General features: G+C 74.5%; 9 protein-coding genes. 7 read left to right on the top strand and 2 right to left on the bottom strand.

Annotated elements, in window-relative coordinates:
- Both AC068A_RS23125 and AC068A_RS23120 read left to right on the top strand, forming a co-directional pair.
- A partial coding sequence (locus tag AC068A_RS23125; protein WP_478587699.1) for an SUKH-4 family immunity protein occupies positions 1 to 1,364 on the top strand: 1,364 nt, incomplete at its 5' end.
- A gap of 135 nt (positions 1,365 to 1,499) precedes the next feature.
- Positions 1,500 to 2,381, top strand: a complete 882-nt coding sequence (locus tag AC068A_RS23120) for a cellulose-binding protein (protein WP_478587698.1) — start codon at positions 1,500 to 1,502, stop codon at positions 2,379 to 2,381.
- Positions 2,382 to 2,468: 87 nt separating this feature from the next.
- Here AC068A_RS23120 and AC068A_RS23115 read toward each other — a convergent pair whose 3' ends face one another.
- Positions 2,469 to 3,290: a hypothetical protein gene (locus tag AC068A_RS23115; RefSeq protein WP_478587696.1), complete on the bottom strand. Its 822-nt coding sequence runs from the start codon at positions 3,288 to 3,290 to the stop codon at positions 2,469 to 2,471.
- 458 nt (positions 3,291 to 3,748) lie between these two features.
- On the opposite strand from AC068A_RS23115, the gene AC068A_RS23110 reads away from it, so the two are divergent.
- From AC068A_RS23110 to AC068A_RS23090, 5 genes are all read left to right on the top strand, one after another.
- Positions 3,749 to 4,537: an ABC transporter ATP-binding protein gene (locus AC068A_RS23110; RefSeq protein WP_478587694.1), complete on the top strand. Its 789-nt coding sequence runs from the start codon at positions 3,749 to 3,751 to the stop codon at positions 4,535 to 4,537.
- Complete coding sequence (locus tag AC068A_RS23105) at positions 4,534 to 7,128, top strand: ABC transporter permease (protein WP_478587692.1); 2,595 nt, start codon at positions 4,534 to 4,536, stop codon at positions 7,126 to 7,128. Before AC068A_RS23110 ends, AC068A_RS23105 begins: the two co-directional genes overlap by 4 nt.
- Positions 7,129 to 7,422: 294 nt before the next feature.
- A complete protein-coding gene (gene mfd, locus AC068A_RS23100) occupies positions 7,423 to 10,953 on the top strand; it encodes a transcription-repair coupling factor (RefSeq protein WP_478587690.1) in 3,531 nt (1,176 codons plus the stop codon).
- Between the two features lie 237 nt (positions 10,954 to 11,190).
- A complete protein-coding gene (locus AC068A_RS23095; protein ID WP_478587688.1) occupies positions 11,191 to 11,844 on the top strand; it encodes a hypothetical protein in 654 nt (217 codons plus the stop codon).
- Positions 11,841 to 13,343 (top strand): protein kinase domain-containing protein, encoded by a 1,503-nt coding sequence (locus AC068A_RS23090; protein WP_478587686.1) that lies wholly within the window; start codon positions 11,841 to 11,843, stop codon positions 13,341 to 13,343. The genes AC068A_RS23095 and AC068A_RS23090 overlap by 4 nt, the downstream gene beginning before the upstream one ends.
- Here the strand turns inward: AC068A_RS23090 and AC068A_RS23085 are convergent.
- Positions 13,319 to 15,820 (bottom strand): YfhO family protein, encoded by a 2,502-nt coding sequence (locus AC068A_RS23085; protein WP_478587684.1) that lies wholly within the window; start codon positions 15,818 to 15,820, stop codon positions 13,319 to 13,321. The two genes, AC068A_RS23090 and AC068A_RS23085, sit on opposite strands and share 25 nt — an antisense overlap.
- Positions 15,821 to 16,034 lie beyond the last annotated feature (214 nt).

The raw sequence follows: 16,034 nt of genomic DNA, 5'->3' as shown, positions 1-16,034 counted from the left end.
CGGGTGTTCCGGGTGGGTCGAACGGTTCCGGTGCGGGCCAGCCGCCCGCTCCTCCCGGTCCGCCGGGTGCCCCGGGTTCGCTCGGCCGCGGGCTGGACCATGCCGCGACGATGCTGGCCGGTCCCGCCGTGGTCGGCGGACCCCCGGCTCCCCCCGGCCCGCCCGGAGCCCCCGGCGCCGGACAGCCGCCCGCGCCTCCCGGCCCGCCCGGAGCCCCCGGCGCCGGACAGCCGCCCGCGCCTCCCGGCCCGCCCGGAGCCCCGGGTGCGCCCGGTACGCCCCCGCACGGCATCGACCACGCCGCGACGATGCTGGCCGGCCCGGCCGTGGTCGGCGGACCGCCCGCGCCTCCCGGCCCCGGACCGGCCGCCGCCGCACCCTCCGGCGTGCCGACCGTCGGCCCCGGCTACCAGGCCGTGCTCCGCTACCGCGCCCCCGACGGCTCCGAGCAGCAGATCATCCGCCGCTCGGCGCCCGGCACCCCGCACCCGGAGTGGCAGATCCTGCACGAACTGCGCGCCATGAACGTGCCACCGCAGCAGGTGCTCGAACTGCACACGGAGCTGGAGTCGTGCGAGCTGCCCGGCGGCTACTGCGCCCGGATGATCCGGGAGACCTGGCCGCAGGTCCGGATCACGAGCGTGGCCCCGTACGGCAAGGACCATGCGGGACGCCAGGCCGGCATGCGGCACCTGCTGACCCACCAGGGCGAGCTGCACCAGGTGGCCGACGGGCCGGCGCGCCCCGCGCCGGTGCGGGCGCCGCTGCCGCAGGTGCCGCTGCAGCCCGCGATCCCGCTGGACGCGATCGGTGCGGAACTGGCCGGGGCGTTCGGCCCGCAGGGCGTGTTCCGCTTCGACCAGCGGGCGGTGTCCCGCCAGGGCGTGCCGGAGATCGTGGCGCAGACCCTGGTGTGGGCGGGTCTGCCGGTGGACTTCGGGCCGTTCTTCTGGGCGCAGGCGGTGCCGGGCCAGCCGGTGCCGACGCTGGCCGAGCTCGCCGCGCAGCGGCAGGTGCAGCCGGCGTCGGATGCGGGTTCGTACCTGGTCATCGGCAGTGACTTCGGCAAGGCGCTGTGCGTGCAGTACGGGACGGCGCACATCGTGGCGGTCCCGGTCGAGGGCGGTCCCGGCGGGGCCCCGGTGCCGCCGCAGTTCGTGAACTCGAGCCTGCCGCAGTTCGCGCGGTCGCTGGCGATGCTGGGTCACATGTGGCGTCTGCGCCAGCATCTGACGCCCGAACAGGCAGGCCGCTGGACCGTTGATTTCCAGGCGAACCTGGCCGGGCTCGACCCCGCGGCCCTGACCTCGCCGGAGAGCTGGTGGTCCGTGCTGCTGGAGCAGATGTGGGACGGACTGCTCTGATCGGATGACCGGTTCAGTGGCCGGGCCGGGACCCAGGAAGGGGGTCCCGGCCCGGCCATTCCGGCTTCTGGCCGCAAATGACGCATCCTTGACAGGAATCCCCGCGAGAGAGGCGCTCCCAGGATGGCTGCACACATGTCCCCTCACGGACAGGGCTTCGCGATCGCACGAGGTCGCGGCTACCGGACGGACCAGGTCGACCGGTACGTCACCCGACTCTTCGCGGGCCGTGACGAGGCCTGGGAGCGGGTGGCGCGGCTGACCGTCCTCGCCAAGCAGATGGAGGCGGAGGCCGAGCGGCTCCGGGAAGCCGTCGCCTCGCTCGTCCCGCACCAGTACGAGGAGCTGACCGAGCGGGCCCGCCGGATCTTCGCGCTGGTCGTGGAGGAAGCGGAGGCGCTGTGCAGCGAGGCGCAGGCCGACGCGGCGGACGCGGTGGGCGCAGCGGAGGCGTACGCCGAGCGGGCGGCGGAGCTGGCCCGGCAGGACGCCGAGGCCATCCGCGAGCAGACCGAGGTCCGGGCGCGGCAGGGGGTGCAGGCCGCCGAGCGGGAAGCGGAGGAAATCCTGGGGGAGGCCCGCGAGGACGGCGCGGCCTGGCGGGCCCAGGCGCAGGGGGCGCTCGTCGAAACGCGGCGGCGGGCGGAGGAACTGCTCGCGGAGCGGGAACAGGAGCAGGCGGACCGGTGGGAGGCCGCCCAGCGGGAGATGGCCCGGCGCGAGGCCGACATGGCGGAACGGCTCGCCGAGCTGGAACGCCGGGCCGATGCGCGGCTCGCGGAGGCGCGCCGCGGGTACGCCGAGGCCGAGGAGGCCGCGCGGCACGGGCAGGAGGACGCGGAGGCGCAGGCCGCCGATCTGATCGCGCAGGCCCGGGTCCAGGAGGAGCGGATCGGGCGGGAGACCGAGCGGGTGCTGCGGGAGCATGCGGAGGCGGAGGAGGAGATGCGGGCGCACATGGACCATGTGCGGGCGAGCCTCGCGGCGCTGACGGGGCGGGCCGCCGCCGAGAGCTGACCGGCGGCCGGGTGCCGTTTCGGGGGCTTGCGGCCCGGCGGCGTCTGAGGCGGCCCGGCGCCGCGGGGCGGCCCCCGCAGCCCTGTGTCAGGCCGCCGTCGGGGCGTAGCCGTACGGGTCGCTGCGCAGGCCCCGGGCCACCACAACCACCGTAAAAGCGTTCGGTGCACCCGTCGGCAGCGGTGCCGTCAGGGTTTCCGGGCCCGCCTCGTACCGTGTCGGCAGGGTCTCCCCGTTCACCTCCACCCGCGCGTCGGCGGTGAAGCCCCCGCCCCGGACGACCGCGGCCCCGTCCGCGACCGCCACCCCGGTGATCACCGGGTTCGGCCGCGTGGCCATCTTGTTCACCAGGTACGCGCCGGCCGGCGCCCCGGTGAGCGCCCAGATCTGCCCGGGCAGGTCCGGCAGTCCGCTGCCCACGTCCGAGAGGAAGAACAGCACGACGTACAGCATCGTGACCACGTTGAGCGCCACGTACTGGAGGTCGACGAGGTCGGTGCGGCCGCTGTCGTTGGCGATCAGCTCCCGCAGCGGCCGCCGCCCCGATTCCGTCGGCCGGGCCGCCGGTTTGGCGAGGGTGCCGTTCTCCAGCCGGATCCCGACGACCGCCTTGGCGGCGATGAGGGCCACGTACGGGCCGCCGAGCAGCGGCAGGTAGACGGTGGTCAGGGAGGACAGCGGGCCGGGTTCGCCGGTGAAGTAGCGGGTGCCGCCGCCTGCGGTGAGCCCGTGGACGAGGATCGTCAGGAGCAGCCAGACGAGGATGACCGTCCAGGCGAGCGCGAGGGCGGTCGAGGTGGACAGGCGGCCGTCGCGGCCGGTGACGAAGGCGGGGCGGCGGCGGAGCCGCCAGCCGACCGGTCCGGCGACGGCGGCCAGTAAGGCCAGTGCGAGCAGTGCGGAAGCCATCTCTTCCCCCCGAGTGATGACGCGGATCTCCGACCTCAGAGGTGTACTCCGCCGGTAGGGGGCATGACAAGCACGGCCCGGGATCCGGTCCGGCCGGCCGGCCGGGTTTCCCTGCCCTGCTCCGCAGGAGCTTTCCCTGTGCACGCACCTGCCGGAAACACCTCCTCACCGGGCCGCGGCCGGACGGCATCCCGCACCCCGGGTCCGACGAAGGGTGGAGTTCCCCTAGGGGGTGCTCCTCACAAGGAGCCAGGGGACGTTCGTCCCGGCGGAGGACGAGGCCTCTCCCGCGGTGTCCTTGACTGGTTCACACGGGCGGGGGTGGGGCTAACCCCCGGCGGATACGGCGAGTGGCACCAGGGCGCCGGCCGTCCCCCGCGGCACACACTTCGATCCGGCGGCCTGCACCGCGCAGCCGCACACCTACACGCACACGCACACGAACGAGGGGAAGCACCGTGACAGCGGCCATCACCGAGATCAGGCACGCGGGAAGCGGAGGGCACGCAGCCGTCGCCGCCCGGGCGCGTCAGGTCGTCAAGGCCTACGGCTCCGGCGAGACGCGCGTGGTGGCCCTCGACGCCGTGGACGTGGACATCGCGCGAGGGCAGTTCACCGCGATCATGGGCCCCTCGGGCTCCGGCAAGTCCACGCTGATGCACTGCCTCGCCGGCCTCGACACGGTGACGAGCGGGCAGATTTTCCTGGACGACACCGAGATCACCGGCCTGAAGGACAAGAAGCTCACCCAGCTGCGCCGGGACCGGATCGGGTTCATCTTCCAGGCGTTCAACCTGCTGCCGACGCTGAACGCCCTGGAGAACATCACGCTGCCCATGGACATAGCCGGGCGCAAGCCCGACCGGGAGTGGCTGACGCGCGTGGTGGAGACGGTCGGGCTCGCGGGCCGCCTGGGGCACCGTCCGACGCAGCTGTCCGGCGGCCAGCAGCAGCGCGTGGCGGTGGCCCGCGCCCTCGCGGCCCGCCCGCAGATCATCTTCGGCGACGAGCCGACCGGGAACCTGGACTCCCGGGCGGGCGCCGAGGTCCTCGGCTTCCTGCGCCGCTCGGTGGATGAGCTCGGCCAGACGATCGTCATGGTCACGCACGACCCGGTGGCCGCCTCGTACGCGGACCGCGTCATCTTCCTCGCCGACGGCCGGATCGTGGACGAGATGCACACGCCCACCGCGGACCAGGTCCTGGACCGGATGAAGGACTTCGACGCCCGGGGGCGGACGTCGTGACCGTCCTGAAGACCTCGCTGCGCAATTTCCTCGCGCACAAGGGGCGGATGGCGCTGTCGGCGGTCGCCGTGCTGCTCTCCGTGGCCTTCGTGTGCGGCACGCTGGTGTTCACCGACACCATGAACACCACCTTCGACAAGCTGTTCTCCAGCACCTCCGCCGACGTCACCATCGGCCCCCGCGAGCCCGAGAAGACCGGCGGGGCCGGGGACGGCGAGGGGATCCCGGCCAGCGGCCGCCCGCAGGCCGTCCCCGCGGACACCGTCGAGAAGGTCGCCCGCGTCGAGGGCGTCCGGTCCGCCCAGGGCGCCGTCGTGTCCGTGGCCGTCACCGTGGTCAACGCCGAGAACAAGAACATCGGCCCCACCTCCGGCGCCCCGACGATCGCCGCGAGCTGGAACGACAACGAGCTGAAGGCGATGGAGGTGACCTCCGGCCACCCGCCGCGCGGCCCGACCGAGGTGATGGCCGACGCCGACACCGCCAAGAAGCACAAGCTGAAGATCGGCGACGAGCTGCGCGTCATCTCCGTCACCGGCGACTTCCGGGCGAGGATCAGCGGCATCGCCACCTTCAAGGCGACCAACCCCGGCGCCACCGTCGTCTACTTCGACACCGCCACCGCGCAGCGCGAACTCCTCGGCAGCACCGGCCGGTTCACCAACATCTACGTGACCGCCGAGGACGGCGTCAGCGACGACCGGCTGAAGGCGAACCTGTCCGCCGCCCTCGGCGCGGACACCTACAAGCTGCAGACCGCCAAGGAGGCCGCCGACGCCGGCCGCAAGGACGTGGGCGCCTTCCTCGACATCATGAAGTACGTGATGCTGGGCTTCGCGGCCGTCGCGTTCCTCGTCGGCATCTTCCTCATCTTCAACACCTTCTCGATGCTGGTCGCCCAGCGCACCCGCGAGATCGGCCTGATGCGGGCCATCGGCGCCGGCCGCGATCAGGTCAACCGGTCGGTCCTGTTCGAGGCCCTGCTGCTGGGCGTCCTCGGCTCCGTCCTCGGTGTCGGCGCGGGCGTGGGCCTGGCCGTCGGCCTGATGAAGCTCATGGGCGGCATGGGCATGAAGCTGTCCACCGACGACCTGACCGTCCTGTGGACCACCCCGGTCATCGGCCTCGTCCTCGGTGTCGTCGTCACCGTCGTCTCCGCCTACATCCCGGCCCGCCGCGCCGGGAAGGTCTCCCCGATGGCCGCCCTGCGCGAGGCGGGCACCCCCGGCGACCGCAAGGCCGGCGCCGTCCGCGCCGTGCTCGGCCTGGTCCTCACCGGCCTCGGCGTCGGCGGACTGCTGCTCGCGGCGGGCGCCGACAAGGCCGCCGCCGGCTCGCTCTGGCTGGCCGCCGGCGTCGTCCTCACCCTCATCGGCTTCATCGTGATCGGGCCGCTGCTGGCGGGCGGCGTGGTGCGGGTGCTGTCGGGGGCGGTGCTGAAGCCCTTCGGGTCCGTCGGCCGGCTCGCCGAGCGCAACGCGCTGCGCAACCCGCGCCGGACGGGCGCCACCGCCGCCGCGCTGATGATCGGGCTGGCGCTGGTCGCCTGCCTGTCCGTGGTCGGCTCGTCGATGGTGGCCTCCGCCACCGAGGAGCTCGACAAGTCGGTCGGCGCCGACTACATCGTCCAGTCGGAGAACGGCCAGCCCCTGGTCCCGCAGGCGGAGAAGGCGATGCGCGGCAGTACGGGCCTGGACCACGTCACCGCCTACCGGGTCGTCGGCGCCGAGGTGACCGCCCCGGACGGCTCCACCGCCGAGAAGAGCATCAGCGTCACCGACCCGTCCTACGCGGGCGACGTCCGCCGCAAGATGAAGGCCGGCCGGCACGCGGACGCGTACGGGCCGGGCGTGATGTCGGTCGGCTCCCTGTACGCGGACAAGCACGGTGTCAAGGTCGGCGACGAGCTGACGGTCGCCTTCACCGGGGGCTCCACCGCGAAGCTGAAGGTCGCCGCCGTCACCGACGACGACGGCAACCTCGACAAGGGCGCGATGTACGTCGCCACGGCCACGGCCGAGCAGTACGTGCCGGCCGAGCAGATGCCCCGCCCGTTCATGCTGCTCGCCAAGGCGGTCGACGGACAGGAGGCCGCCGCGTACACGGCGCTGGGGGACAGCCTGGCCGCGTACCCGCAGTACAAGGTGCTCAACCAGACCGACTACAAGCAGGTCCTCAAGGACCAGGTCGGCACGCTGCTGAACATGGTGTACGGGCTGCTGGCCCTCGCGATCATCGTCGCGGTCCTCGGTGTCGTGAACACCCTGGCCCTCTCGGTGGTCGAGCGGACCCGCGAGATCGGCCTGATGCGCGCCATCGGCCTCTCCCGCCGCCAGCTGCGCCGCATGATCCGTCTGGAGTCCGTGGTCATCGCCCTCTTCGGGGCGCTGCTCGGCCTGGGCCTGGGCCTGGGCTGGGGGGTCGCGGCCCAGAAGCTGCTCGCCCTGGAGGGGCTGCGGGTACTGGAGGTCCCGTGGCCGACGATCATCGGCGTCTTCGCCGGATCGGCCTTCGTGGGCCTGTTCGCCGCCCTGGTGCCGGCCTTCCGGGCGGGGCGGATGAACGTACTGGACGCGATCGCCGGCGAGTAGGGCGGTCGTCACGGGGGTGTGCAGGCCCCGGCAACCCGAAAGGGTGGCCGGGGCCTGCGCCGTCGTCCCCGCCCCGGACTGCTCCGGTCCCCTGCACTGCTCCCGCCCCGCCCCGCCCCGCGCACCGCTCCCGGTCCCTCTCCGGCCGCCGGTCCCTCTCGGGCCGCCGGCCGCGGCCGTCCGTTGCCCGTTGCGGGAGGTCCGGGCGGGGCGGCGGGCGTAGGGTGGAACCCCCGGCCCGCGTGCGTGTCGGGCCCTTCGCGTTGCCCCCTCACCGGACGGAAAGCCTCCTTCATGAGCCTGCACGGACTGCTCGACGCCGTCACCCGGGACCCCGCCCTCGCCGAGGCGGTCACCGCGGCCGGGGACGGCAACCGGATGCACGTGGACCTCGTCGGCCCGCCCGCCGCCCGGCCCTTCGCGATCGCCGCGCTGGCCGCCCGTACCGGCCGGACGGTGCTCGCGGTCACCGCCACCGGGCGGGAGGCCGAGGACCTGGCCGCCGCGCTGAGGTCGTTCCTGCCGCCCGAGGAGGTGGCGGAGTTCCCCTCCTGGGAGACGCTGCCGCACGAGCGGCTCTCCCCGCGCAGCGACACCGTGGGCCGGCGCCTGGCCGTCCTGCGCCGGCTCGTCCACCCGAGCAAGGACGACCCGGCGACGGGTCCCGTCTCCGTCGTGGTCGCGCCGATCCGCTCCGTGCTCCAGCCGCAGGTCAAGGGGCTCGCCGACCTGGTGCCGGTCAGCCTGCGGCAGGGCGGGAGCGCCGACCTCGGCGAGGTCACCGAGGCCCTCGCCGCGGCCGCGTACGCCCGCGTCGAGCTGGTGGAGAAGCGCGGCGAGTTCGCCGTGCGCGGCGGCATCCTCGACGTGTTCCCGCCCACCGAGGAGCACCCGCTCCGCATCGAGTTCTGGGGCGACGAGGTCGAGGAGATCCGCTACTTCAAGGTCGCCGACCAGCGGTCCCTGGAAGTCGCCGAGCACGGCCTGTGGGCCCCGCCCTGCCGCGAGCTGCTGCTGACCGGGGAGGTGCGCGAGCGCGCCGCGGCCCTCGCCGAGGACCACCCCGAGCTGGGCGAACTCCTGAACAGGATCGCCGAGGGGATCGCGGTGGAGGGCATGGAGTCCCTCGCCCCCGTCCTCGTCGACGACATGGAGCTGCTCGTCGACGTCCTGCCGGCCGGGTCCATGGCCGTGGTGTGCGACCCGGAGCGGGTGCGCACCCGGGCCGCCGACCTGGTGGCCACCAGCCAGGAGTTCCTCATGGCCTCCTGGGCCGCCACCGCCGGCGGCGGCGCGGCCCCCATCGACGTCGGCGCCGCCTCCCTGCGCGGCATCGCCGACGTCCGCGAACGGGCCCGCGAGCTCGGCATGATGTGGTGGTCGGTCTCCCCCTTCGCCGCCGACGAGGAGCTCTCCGCCGACACCTTGAAGCTCGGCATGCACGCCCCCGAGGCCTACCGCGGGGACACCGCCCGGGCCCTGGCCGACACCAAGGGCTGGATCGCCGACGGCTGGCGCACCGTCTACCTCACCGAGGGCCACGGCCCGGCCGCCCGCACCGTCGAGGTGCTCGGCGGCGAGGGCATCGCGGCCCGGCTGGAGGCCGACCTCGCCGCGCTGGAGCCCAGCCTGGTGCACGTCGCCTGCGGCTCCCTCACCAACGGCTTCGTCGACCCCGCGCTGCGCCTCGCGGTCCTCACCGAGACCGACCTGACCGGCCAGCGCACCGCCACCAAGGACCTGGGCCGGATGCCGACCCGGCGCCGCAAGTCCATCGACCCCCTCACCCTGGAGGTCGGCGACTACATCGTCCACGAGCAGCACGGCGTCGGCCGCTACCTCGAAATGGTGCAGCGCACCGTGCAGGGCGCCACCCGCGAGTACCTCCTCGTCGAGTACGCCCCCGCCAAGCGCGGCCAGCCCGGCGACCGCCTCTACATCCCCACCGACCAGCTGGAGCAGGTCACCAAGTACGTCGGCGGCGAGGCCCCGACCCTGCACCGGCTCGGCGGCGCCGACTGGACCAAGACCAAGGCCCGCGCCAAGAAGGCCGTCAAGGAGATCGCCGCCGACCTGATCAAGCTGTACAGCGCGCGGATGGCGGCCCCCGGCCACACCTTCGGCCCGGACACCCCCTGGCAGCGCGAGCTGGAGGACGCCTTCCCGTACGCGGAGACGCCCGACCAGCTCACCACCATCGCCGAGGTGAAGGAGGACATGGAGAAGTCCGTTCCCATGGACCGCCTGATCTGCGGCGACGTCGGCTACGGCAAGACCGAGATCGCGGTGCGGGCGGCCTTCAAGGCGGTCCAGGACGGCAAGCAGGTCGCCGTCCTCGTCCCCACCACCCTGCTCGTGCAGCAGCACTTCGGGACCTTCTCCGAGCGCTACAGCCAGTTCCCGGTCAACGTGAAGGCGCTGTCCCGGTTCCAGAGCGACACCGAGGCCAAGGCCACCCTGGAGGGCCTGAAGGACGGCGCGGTGGACGTGGTCATCGGCACCCACCGCCTGTTCTCGCAGGAGACGAAGTTCAAGGACCTGGGCCTGGTCATCGTCGACGAGGAGCAGCGGTTCGGCGTCGAGCACAAGGAGCAGCTGAAGAAGCTGCGCGCCAACGTCGACGTGCTGACCATGTCCGCGACCCCGATCCCGCGCACCCTGGAGATGGCGGTGACCGGCATCCGCGAGATGTCGACGATCACCACCCCGCCGGAGGAGCGGCACCCGGTGCTCACCTTCGTCGGCCCGTACGAGGAGAAGCAGATCGGCGCGGCGATCCGGCGCGAGCTGCTGCGCGAGGGCCAGTGCTTCTACATCCACAACCGGGTCGAGTCCATCGACCGGGCGGCGGCGCGGCTGCGCGAGGTCGTGCCCGAGGCGCGGATCGCGACGGCGCACGGCCAGATGTCCGAACAGGCCCTGGAGCAGGTGGTGGTGGACTTCTGGGAGAAGAAGTTCGACGTGCTCGTCTCGACGACGATCGTCGAGTCCGGCATCGACATCTCCAACGCCAACACCCTGATCGTCGAGCGCGGCGACACCTTCGGCCTCTCCCAGCTGCACCAGCTGCGCGGCCGTGTCGGCCGCGGCCGCGAGCGCGGGTACGCGTACTTCCTGTACCCGCCGGAGCGGCCGCTGACCGAGACCGCGCACGAGCGGCTCGCGACGATCGCCCAGCACACCGAGATGGGCGCGGGCATGTACGTGGCGATGAAGGACCTGGAGATCCGCGGCGCGGGCAACCTGCTCGGCGGCGAGCAGTCCGGCCACATCGCGGGCGTCGGCTTCGACCTGTACATCCGCATGGTCGGCGAGGCCGTGGCCGACTACCGGGCCGCCGTGGAAGGCGGGGCGGAGGAGGAGCCGCCGCTGGAGGTGAAGATCGAGCTGCCGGTCGACGCGCACGTCCCGCACGACTACGCGCCCGGCGAGCGGCTGCGCCTCCAGGCGTACCGGTCCATCGCCTCGGCCAACTCCGAGGAGGACATCAAGGCCGTACGGGAGGAGCTCACCGACCGCTACGGCAAGCTGCCGGAGCCGGTGGAGAACCTGCTGCTGGTGGCCGGGCTGCGGATGCTGGCGCGGGCCTGCGGGGTCGGCGACATCACCCTCCAGGGGCCGAACATCCGCTTCGGGCCGGTCGAGCTGCGCGAGTCGCAGGAGCTGCGCCTTAAGCGCCTGTACCCGGGGACGGTGCTCAAGCCGGCCACCTCCCAGGTGCTGGTCCCGCGGCCGAAGACCGCGCGGGTGGGCGGCAAGCCGCTGGTCGGCCGGGAGCTGCTGGCCTGGACGGGCGAGTTCCTCACCACGATCCTGGGCTCCTGACGCCCCGCGGCGGCGGCCCCCGCCCGGGCCGCCGCGGCGGGAGCGCGCGGAACGGCGGGCGCGGGCCGGGGCGCCCGGGGTGTGCCGGCCGGTGCGGCGGGACGGTGTGCCGCGGCGCGGCGGGACGGTGTGCCGTGCGGCGACCCTGCAACGGTTGCGCGCATCCCCTCACTGGCGGCCGGAAACGCTGTATACCCTCAGACCTGAACTTGTCGACACGGTCCGTCAGGAGCAGCGATGCACGGCCCCGGCCTCCCGCCGCAGCAAGGCCCCCAGCCCAGCAACGGGGGCGTGGTGGCACTGCGCGTGCTGTTCGCCCTGATGCCCGTCCTGAGCTGCGGCTTCCTCGGATGGGCCACGATGCTGCGGCTGGCGATCCTCACCCGCCGGACCGCCGACTGGGTCCTGTTCGTCGTCAACTTCCTGCTCACCGTCGGCTGGATCGCGCTGATCGGCGCCGACCCGACGCCCGACACCAGCGGCTGGCAGGGCAACACCGGTGCGCTGGGCGTGATCTGCACCGGTCTGGTGACGTCCGTGTACTTCCTGGTGGCGGACATCCGGCACTACGAGAACAGGGCGGCGGCCCGGGCCGCCGCCTGGTACCCGGGGCAGCCCGCCCCGTACGTGCCGCCGCAGCAGACCCAGCCGTCGCAGCCCGGGCCCGCGTACGGCTACCCCCAGGCGCAGACCCAGCCGATGCAGCCCCGCCTCCAGGCCCAGCCGGTGCCGCAGCCCCAGCCGCAGCCGCCGGCCCCGGGCCCCGGCCCCGTCACCCCGCCGCGCATCGGCCAGGTCCGGGCCGAACTCGACGAGCTGAGCGAGCTGCTGCGCAAGCAGACCCCGCCGCCGACGCCGCCCCGCCCCGAGGATGAGGACCCGGCCCGGTGACGGACGACAACCGGATCATCGGCGAGCGCTACCGGCTGGCCTCCCTCCTGGGCCAGGGCGGCATGGGCCAGGTGTGGACGGCGTACGACCAGCGCCTGGACCGCCGCGTCGCGGTCAAGCTGCTGCGCCCGGACAAGGTGGCCGGGCCCGGCTCGGTCGCCGACGAGCTGCGCCGCCGCTTCGTGCGCGAGTGCCGGGTCACCGCGCAGGTGGACCACCCCGGCCTGGTCACCGTCCACGACGCGGGCAGCGACGGCGACGAGCTGTTCCTCGTCATGGGGTACGTCGAGGGCGCCAACCTGGCCGACCACCTCGCCGCCCGCGACCCCTACCCGTGGCCGTGGGCCGTGGCGGTGGTCGCGCAGCTGTGCGGGGTGCTGTCCGCCGTGCACGCGGTGCCGATCGTGCACCGCGACCTCAAGCCGCGGAACGTGATGGTCCGCCCGGACGGCACCGTCCTGGTCCTCGACCTCGGTGTCGCCTCGGTGATGGACACCGACACCACCCGCCTCACCAGCACCGGCACGCCGATCGGCAGCCCGGCGTACATGGCGCCCGAGCAGGCCATGGGCGGCGCCGTGGGCCCGTACACCGACCTGTACGCCCTGGGCGTCCTGCTGTACGAACTCCTCAGCGGGAACGTCCCCTTCGCCGGGTCCACCGCGCTCGGCGTGCTGCACCGCCACCTGTACGAGCCGCCGGTCCCGGTGCGCCGCGTCCGCCCGGAGATCCCGCACCAGCTGGAGGCGGTCCTGCTGCACCTGCTGGCCAAGGACCCGCAGGACCGGCCCGCCTCCGCACAGCAGGTGTACGAGGCCCTCGCGCCGCTGCTGCCCAAGCAGGGCACCCCGGCCGCGACCCTCGACCCCACCCGCCCGTTCCTGCGCCCGCACGCCCCCTGGCCGGACCGGGCCGCCGCGATCCCGCCGCAGCCGACCGCGCCGCCGTCCCGGCCGGACATCCCGGCCGCCGTCGACGAGGCCCGCAGCCTCCTCGACCAGGGCCGCCTCACCCAGGCCGTGGACATCCTCGGCGGGATCCTGCCCGCGGCCGCCGCGGAGCACGGCGAGCACTCGCCGGTGGTGCGCAGCCTGCGCAAGCAGTACGCGGCCACGCTCATGGACGACGGCCAGTACCGCCGGGCCCTGCCCGAACTGCGCCGCCTCGCGGAGGAGTTCCCGGCCGGCGACGCGCAGGCCCTGCGGTTCCGCTACGACGCGGCCCAGTGCCTGGAGCAGCTCGGGGAGCCGGCCGCGGCGCTGGCGGAGTACCGCTCGCTGCTGCCGCTGTTCGAGAACCACTACGCGAACCCGGACCCGCAGCTGCCGCTGGAGGTCCGCCGCCGGATCGCCCACCTGCTGCTGTCGCTGGGCGACCGGGCGGCCGCCCACGACAACCTGGCCCGGCTGCTGTTCGACGCGGAGCGGGTGCACGGACCGGGGCACCCGTTCTCCACCGAGGTCCGCCGCACCCTTCAGTGGCTGAGCCGGGTCCGCTGACGCCGCCGCCACACCGCCAGGCCGGCCACCACCAGCAGGGCGGCCGCGGCCGCCGCCGTGCCCGGTAGCAGCCCCGGCGGCCGGAACGTGCAGTCCACGGCCGTGGCGCCGGCGGCCACGGGCACGGCGACCAGGCCCAGGCGGGCTTCCGCCGGGCGGCCGTTGCAGGTCCAGCCGGCGATGGCGGGCGCGGCCAGCACCGCCGTGCCCTCGGAACCGGCGGGCAGGGTGGCGCGGACGCCTGCCGGGCCGACCCGCACCGACTCGGCGGCCCGCGCCTGCAGCCCGGCCACCGCCGCGTCCAGCCGGCCGCGGTCCAGGCAGGACAGCGTCCAGCGGGGCGGGGCCGGGGCGTCGAAGACCAGCGCGGAGGACGCGCCGTGCGAGGGGCCGAGGGGCTGGAGGGCCGCCCGGTTGCGCGGCGCGCTGCCGTTCAGGCGGAAGGCGGGCCCGTCGGCGAGGCGGGCCGTCGCGTTGTACTCGGGGGCCCACAGGAAGGCCTCGGTGCCCGCGCGGCACACCCCCGGCGCAACCGGGTCCTCGTACACCCGGGCGCCCAGCAGGAGTTCCTGGTTGGCGAAGGGCGACTCCCCGTAGGCGGGGGCGGGCCCGGGCGGGCGGAGCGTGACCAGCGGCAGCGCCTCGGTGCGGGCGACCGTGCCGTCCGGCCGGAGCCGGGCGCCGACCGCGAAGAGGGCGTCGGTCACCGGGTTGTCGATGCTCTGCACATTGCGTCCGCGCGAGGTCCATCCGGCGCCGAGGGCCGCCATGGTGCGGGTGAACACGTCCGGGGTGTGGCTGCTGTAGTAGGCGCCGCCCTCCCCGCCCAGCAGCAGCGGGTCGTTTCCGGACAGGGCGGGCCGGCTCGGGTCGGTGCGGTACGCGGGCCAGCCCTCGGCCCCCGCCAGGGCGGCGGCCCGGGCGGTGTGCGCGCGGCCCCAGGAGGGGTAGTCGTCGAGGCCGCCCAGCTTGCCGCGGTGGCCGAACGCCGTGGTCGCCGCGGCCTGTCCGGCCAGGACGGCGGCCAGGACGGCCACCGCCGGCCCCGCGAGCCGCCGCCGCGCGGGCCGGGACGGCCGCGCGGGAGAGGACGGCCGCACGGGAGAGGACGGCCGGCCGGGCGGGAGCGGTGCGTCGGGTGCGGGCCGCAGCAGCCACCAGGCCGCCGCGGCCAGGACCAGCCCGCCGCAGAACAGCGCGAGCCCCCAGCCCGTGGCGAGCGGGCTGCCGCTCGCGGCGAGGGCCGCCGCGCCCAGCACCCCGGCCCCGGCCGCGAGCGCCCGCGGCCCCGGCAGCCCGTCCGCGAGGGCGGCCCAGGCCGCGATGACGGCGATCCCGGCGAGCACGAAGGTCTGCCGGTACGGGCTGCCGTTCGGGGTGGCGAACACGTGCCAGGCCAGGTGGGTCGGCATCCACTGGAAGGAGAGCAGCACCGCCGCCGCCAGCCCCGTCCACCACAGCCGGGAGCGCAGCGGCACCCCCCGGTGGAACGGCAGGGCCGCCACCAGCAGCAGCGTGCCCGTGCCGACGAAGAGCGCGGGGGAGGAGAAGGAGTAGGTGCCGGGCAGGAGGCGGGCGAACACGTCCGCCCACGGCACCGGCCGGAACTGCCGGCTCCAGCCGGGGTAGGCCTGTCGCGAGCTCAGGAACAGCGGCACCAGCACCGGGGCGGACACGGCGATGCCCAGCAGGGTGGCGGCCGCCGCCCGGCCCACCGCCGACAGCCGCTCCCGTACCCCCGGGCGCGTGAGCACCACCCGTACCAGCAGCACCAGCGCGGCGCCCAGTGTGGCCATGTAGGCGGTGTAGAAGTTCGCCGTCCAGCACACCGCCGCCACGAGCACCGCGGCCGTGAACCGGCGCCCGCGCAGCGCCCATTCGCCGGTCAGGCACAGCAGCGGGAACGCGATCAGCCCGTCCAGCCACATCGGGTTGTACGCGGCCTCGACCACCGACCAGCCGCACAGCGCGTACGAGGCCCCCAGCAGCCCCGCCGCCCACCACGGGCCGCGGGCCTGCGTGCGCAGCAGCCAGGCCATGGCCGCCGCCGCGGCTGCCGTCTTCGAGACGGTGACGACGTACACCGCGAGGTCGATGTCCTGCCGCGGGAACAGGGCGACGAGCGGCGCGAACGGGCTGGCCAGATAGGTGCCGAAGTCGGGCAGGAAGCTCGTGCCGTAGCCGGACTGCCAGTTGAGCAGCAGCCCGCCGCGGGCCCGCCCGTGCAGCAGGTCCCACAGGTGGGCGTGGAAGGGGACGAACTGGTTGCCGAGGTCGTTGACGCTGCGGTGGCGGTGCCCGTACGGGAAGACGCGGGCGGCCGCGTCCCCGGTGCAGACGGCCACCGTCGTCAGCAGGGCGGCGAGCGCCGAGCCTGCCAGGCTCGGTCGGCGCGGGGAGCGGCGCGCGGATTCCGGCCGGGACCGGACCGGCGGCCGGAGCGGCGGGCGGTGCGGCAAGCGGAGCGGTGTCGACATGGTGGGCCGACCCTGCCACGCCCGGGGGGCCCGGGGGTGTCCGCAGGGTGGCCTGGACGCCAACCGTGGGCACCAACACACCAACCCCGGGCACCGGCACACGCGTGCCGCGACACTCCGGGAATCGTTGGTCGAACCGGTGGCTCGGACCACCCGGACTGCATACCATCGATCACCGCACGGCCTTTTGTGCACCGACGCACAATCTCCCGGC

This window comes from Streptomyces sp. NPDC043854, from assembly GCF_056436005.1.
The sequence above is the reverse complement of the archived record's forward strand: the minus strand, read 5'-3'. Positions and strand labels throughout refer to the sequence as shown.

What these genes read in the sequence shown, in the direction of transcription:
- AC068A_RS23120 (WP_478587698.1), top strand. Translation starts at nt 1,500, where the DNA reads ATGTCCCCTCACGGACAGGGCTTCGCGATCGCACGAGGTCGCGGCTAC.
- AC068A_RS23115 (WP_478587696.1), bottom strand. Translation starts at nt 3,290, where the DNA reads ATGGCTTCCGCACTGCTCGCACTGGCCTTACTGGCCGCCGTCGCCGGA.
- mfd (WP_478587690.1), top strand. Translation starts at nt 7,423, where the DNA reads ATGAGCCTGCACGGACTGCTCGACGCCGTCACCCGGGACCCCGCCCTC.
- AC068A_RS23095 (WP_478587688.1), top strand. Translation starts at nt 11,191, where the DNA reads ATGCACGGCCCCGGCCTCCCGCCGCAGCAAGGCCCCCAGCCCAGCAAC.
- AC068A_RS23085 (WP_478587684.1), bottom strand. Translation starts at nt 15,820, where the DNA reads ATGTCGACACCGCTCCGCTTGCCGCACCGCCCGCCGCTCCGGCCGCCG.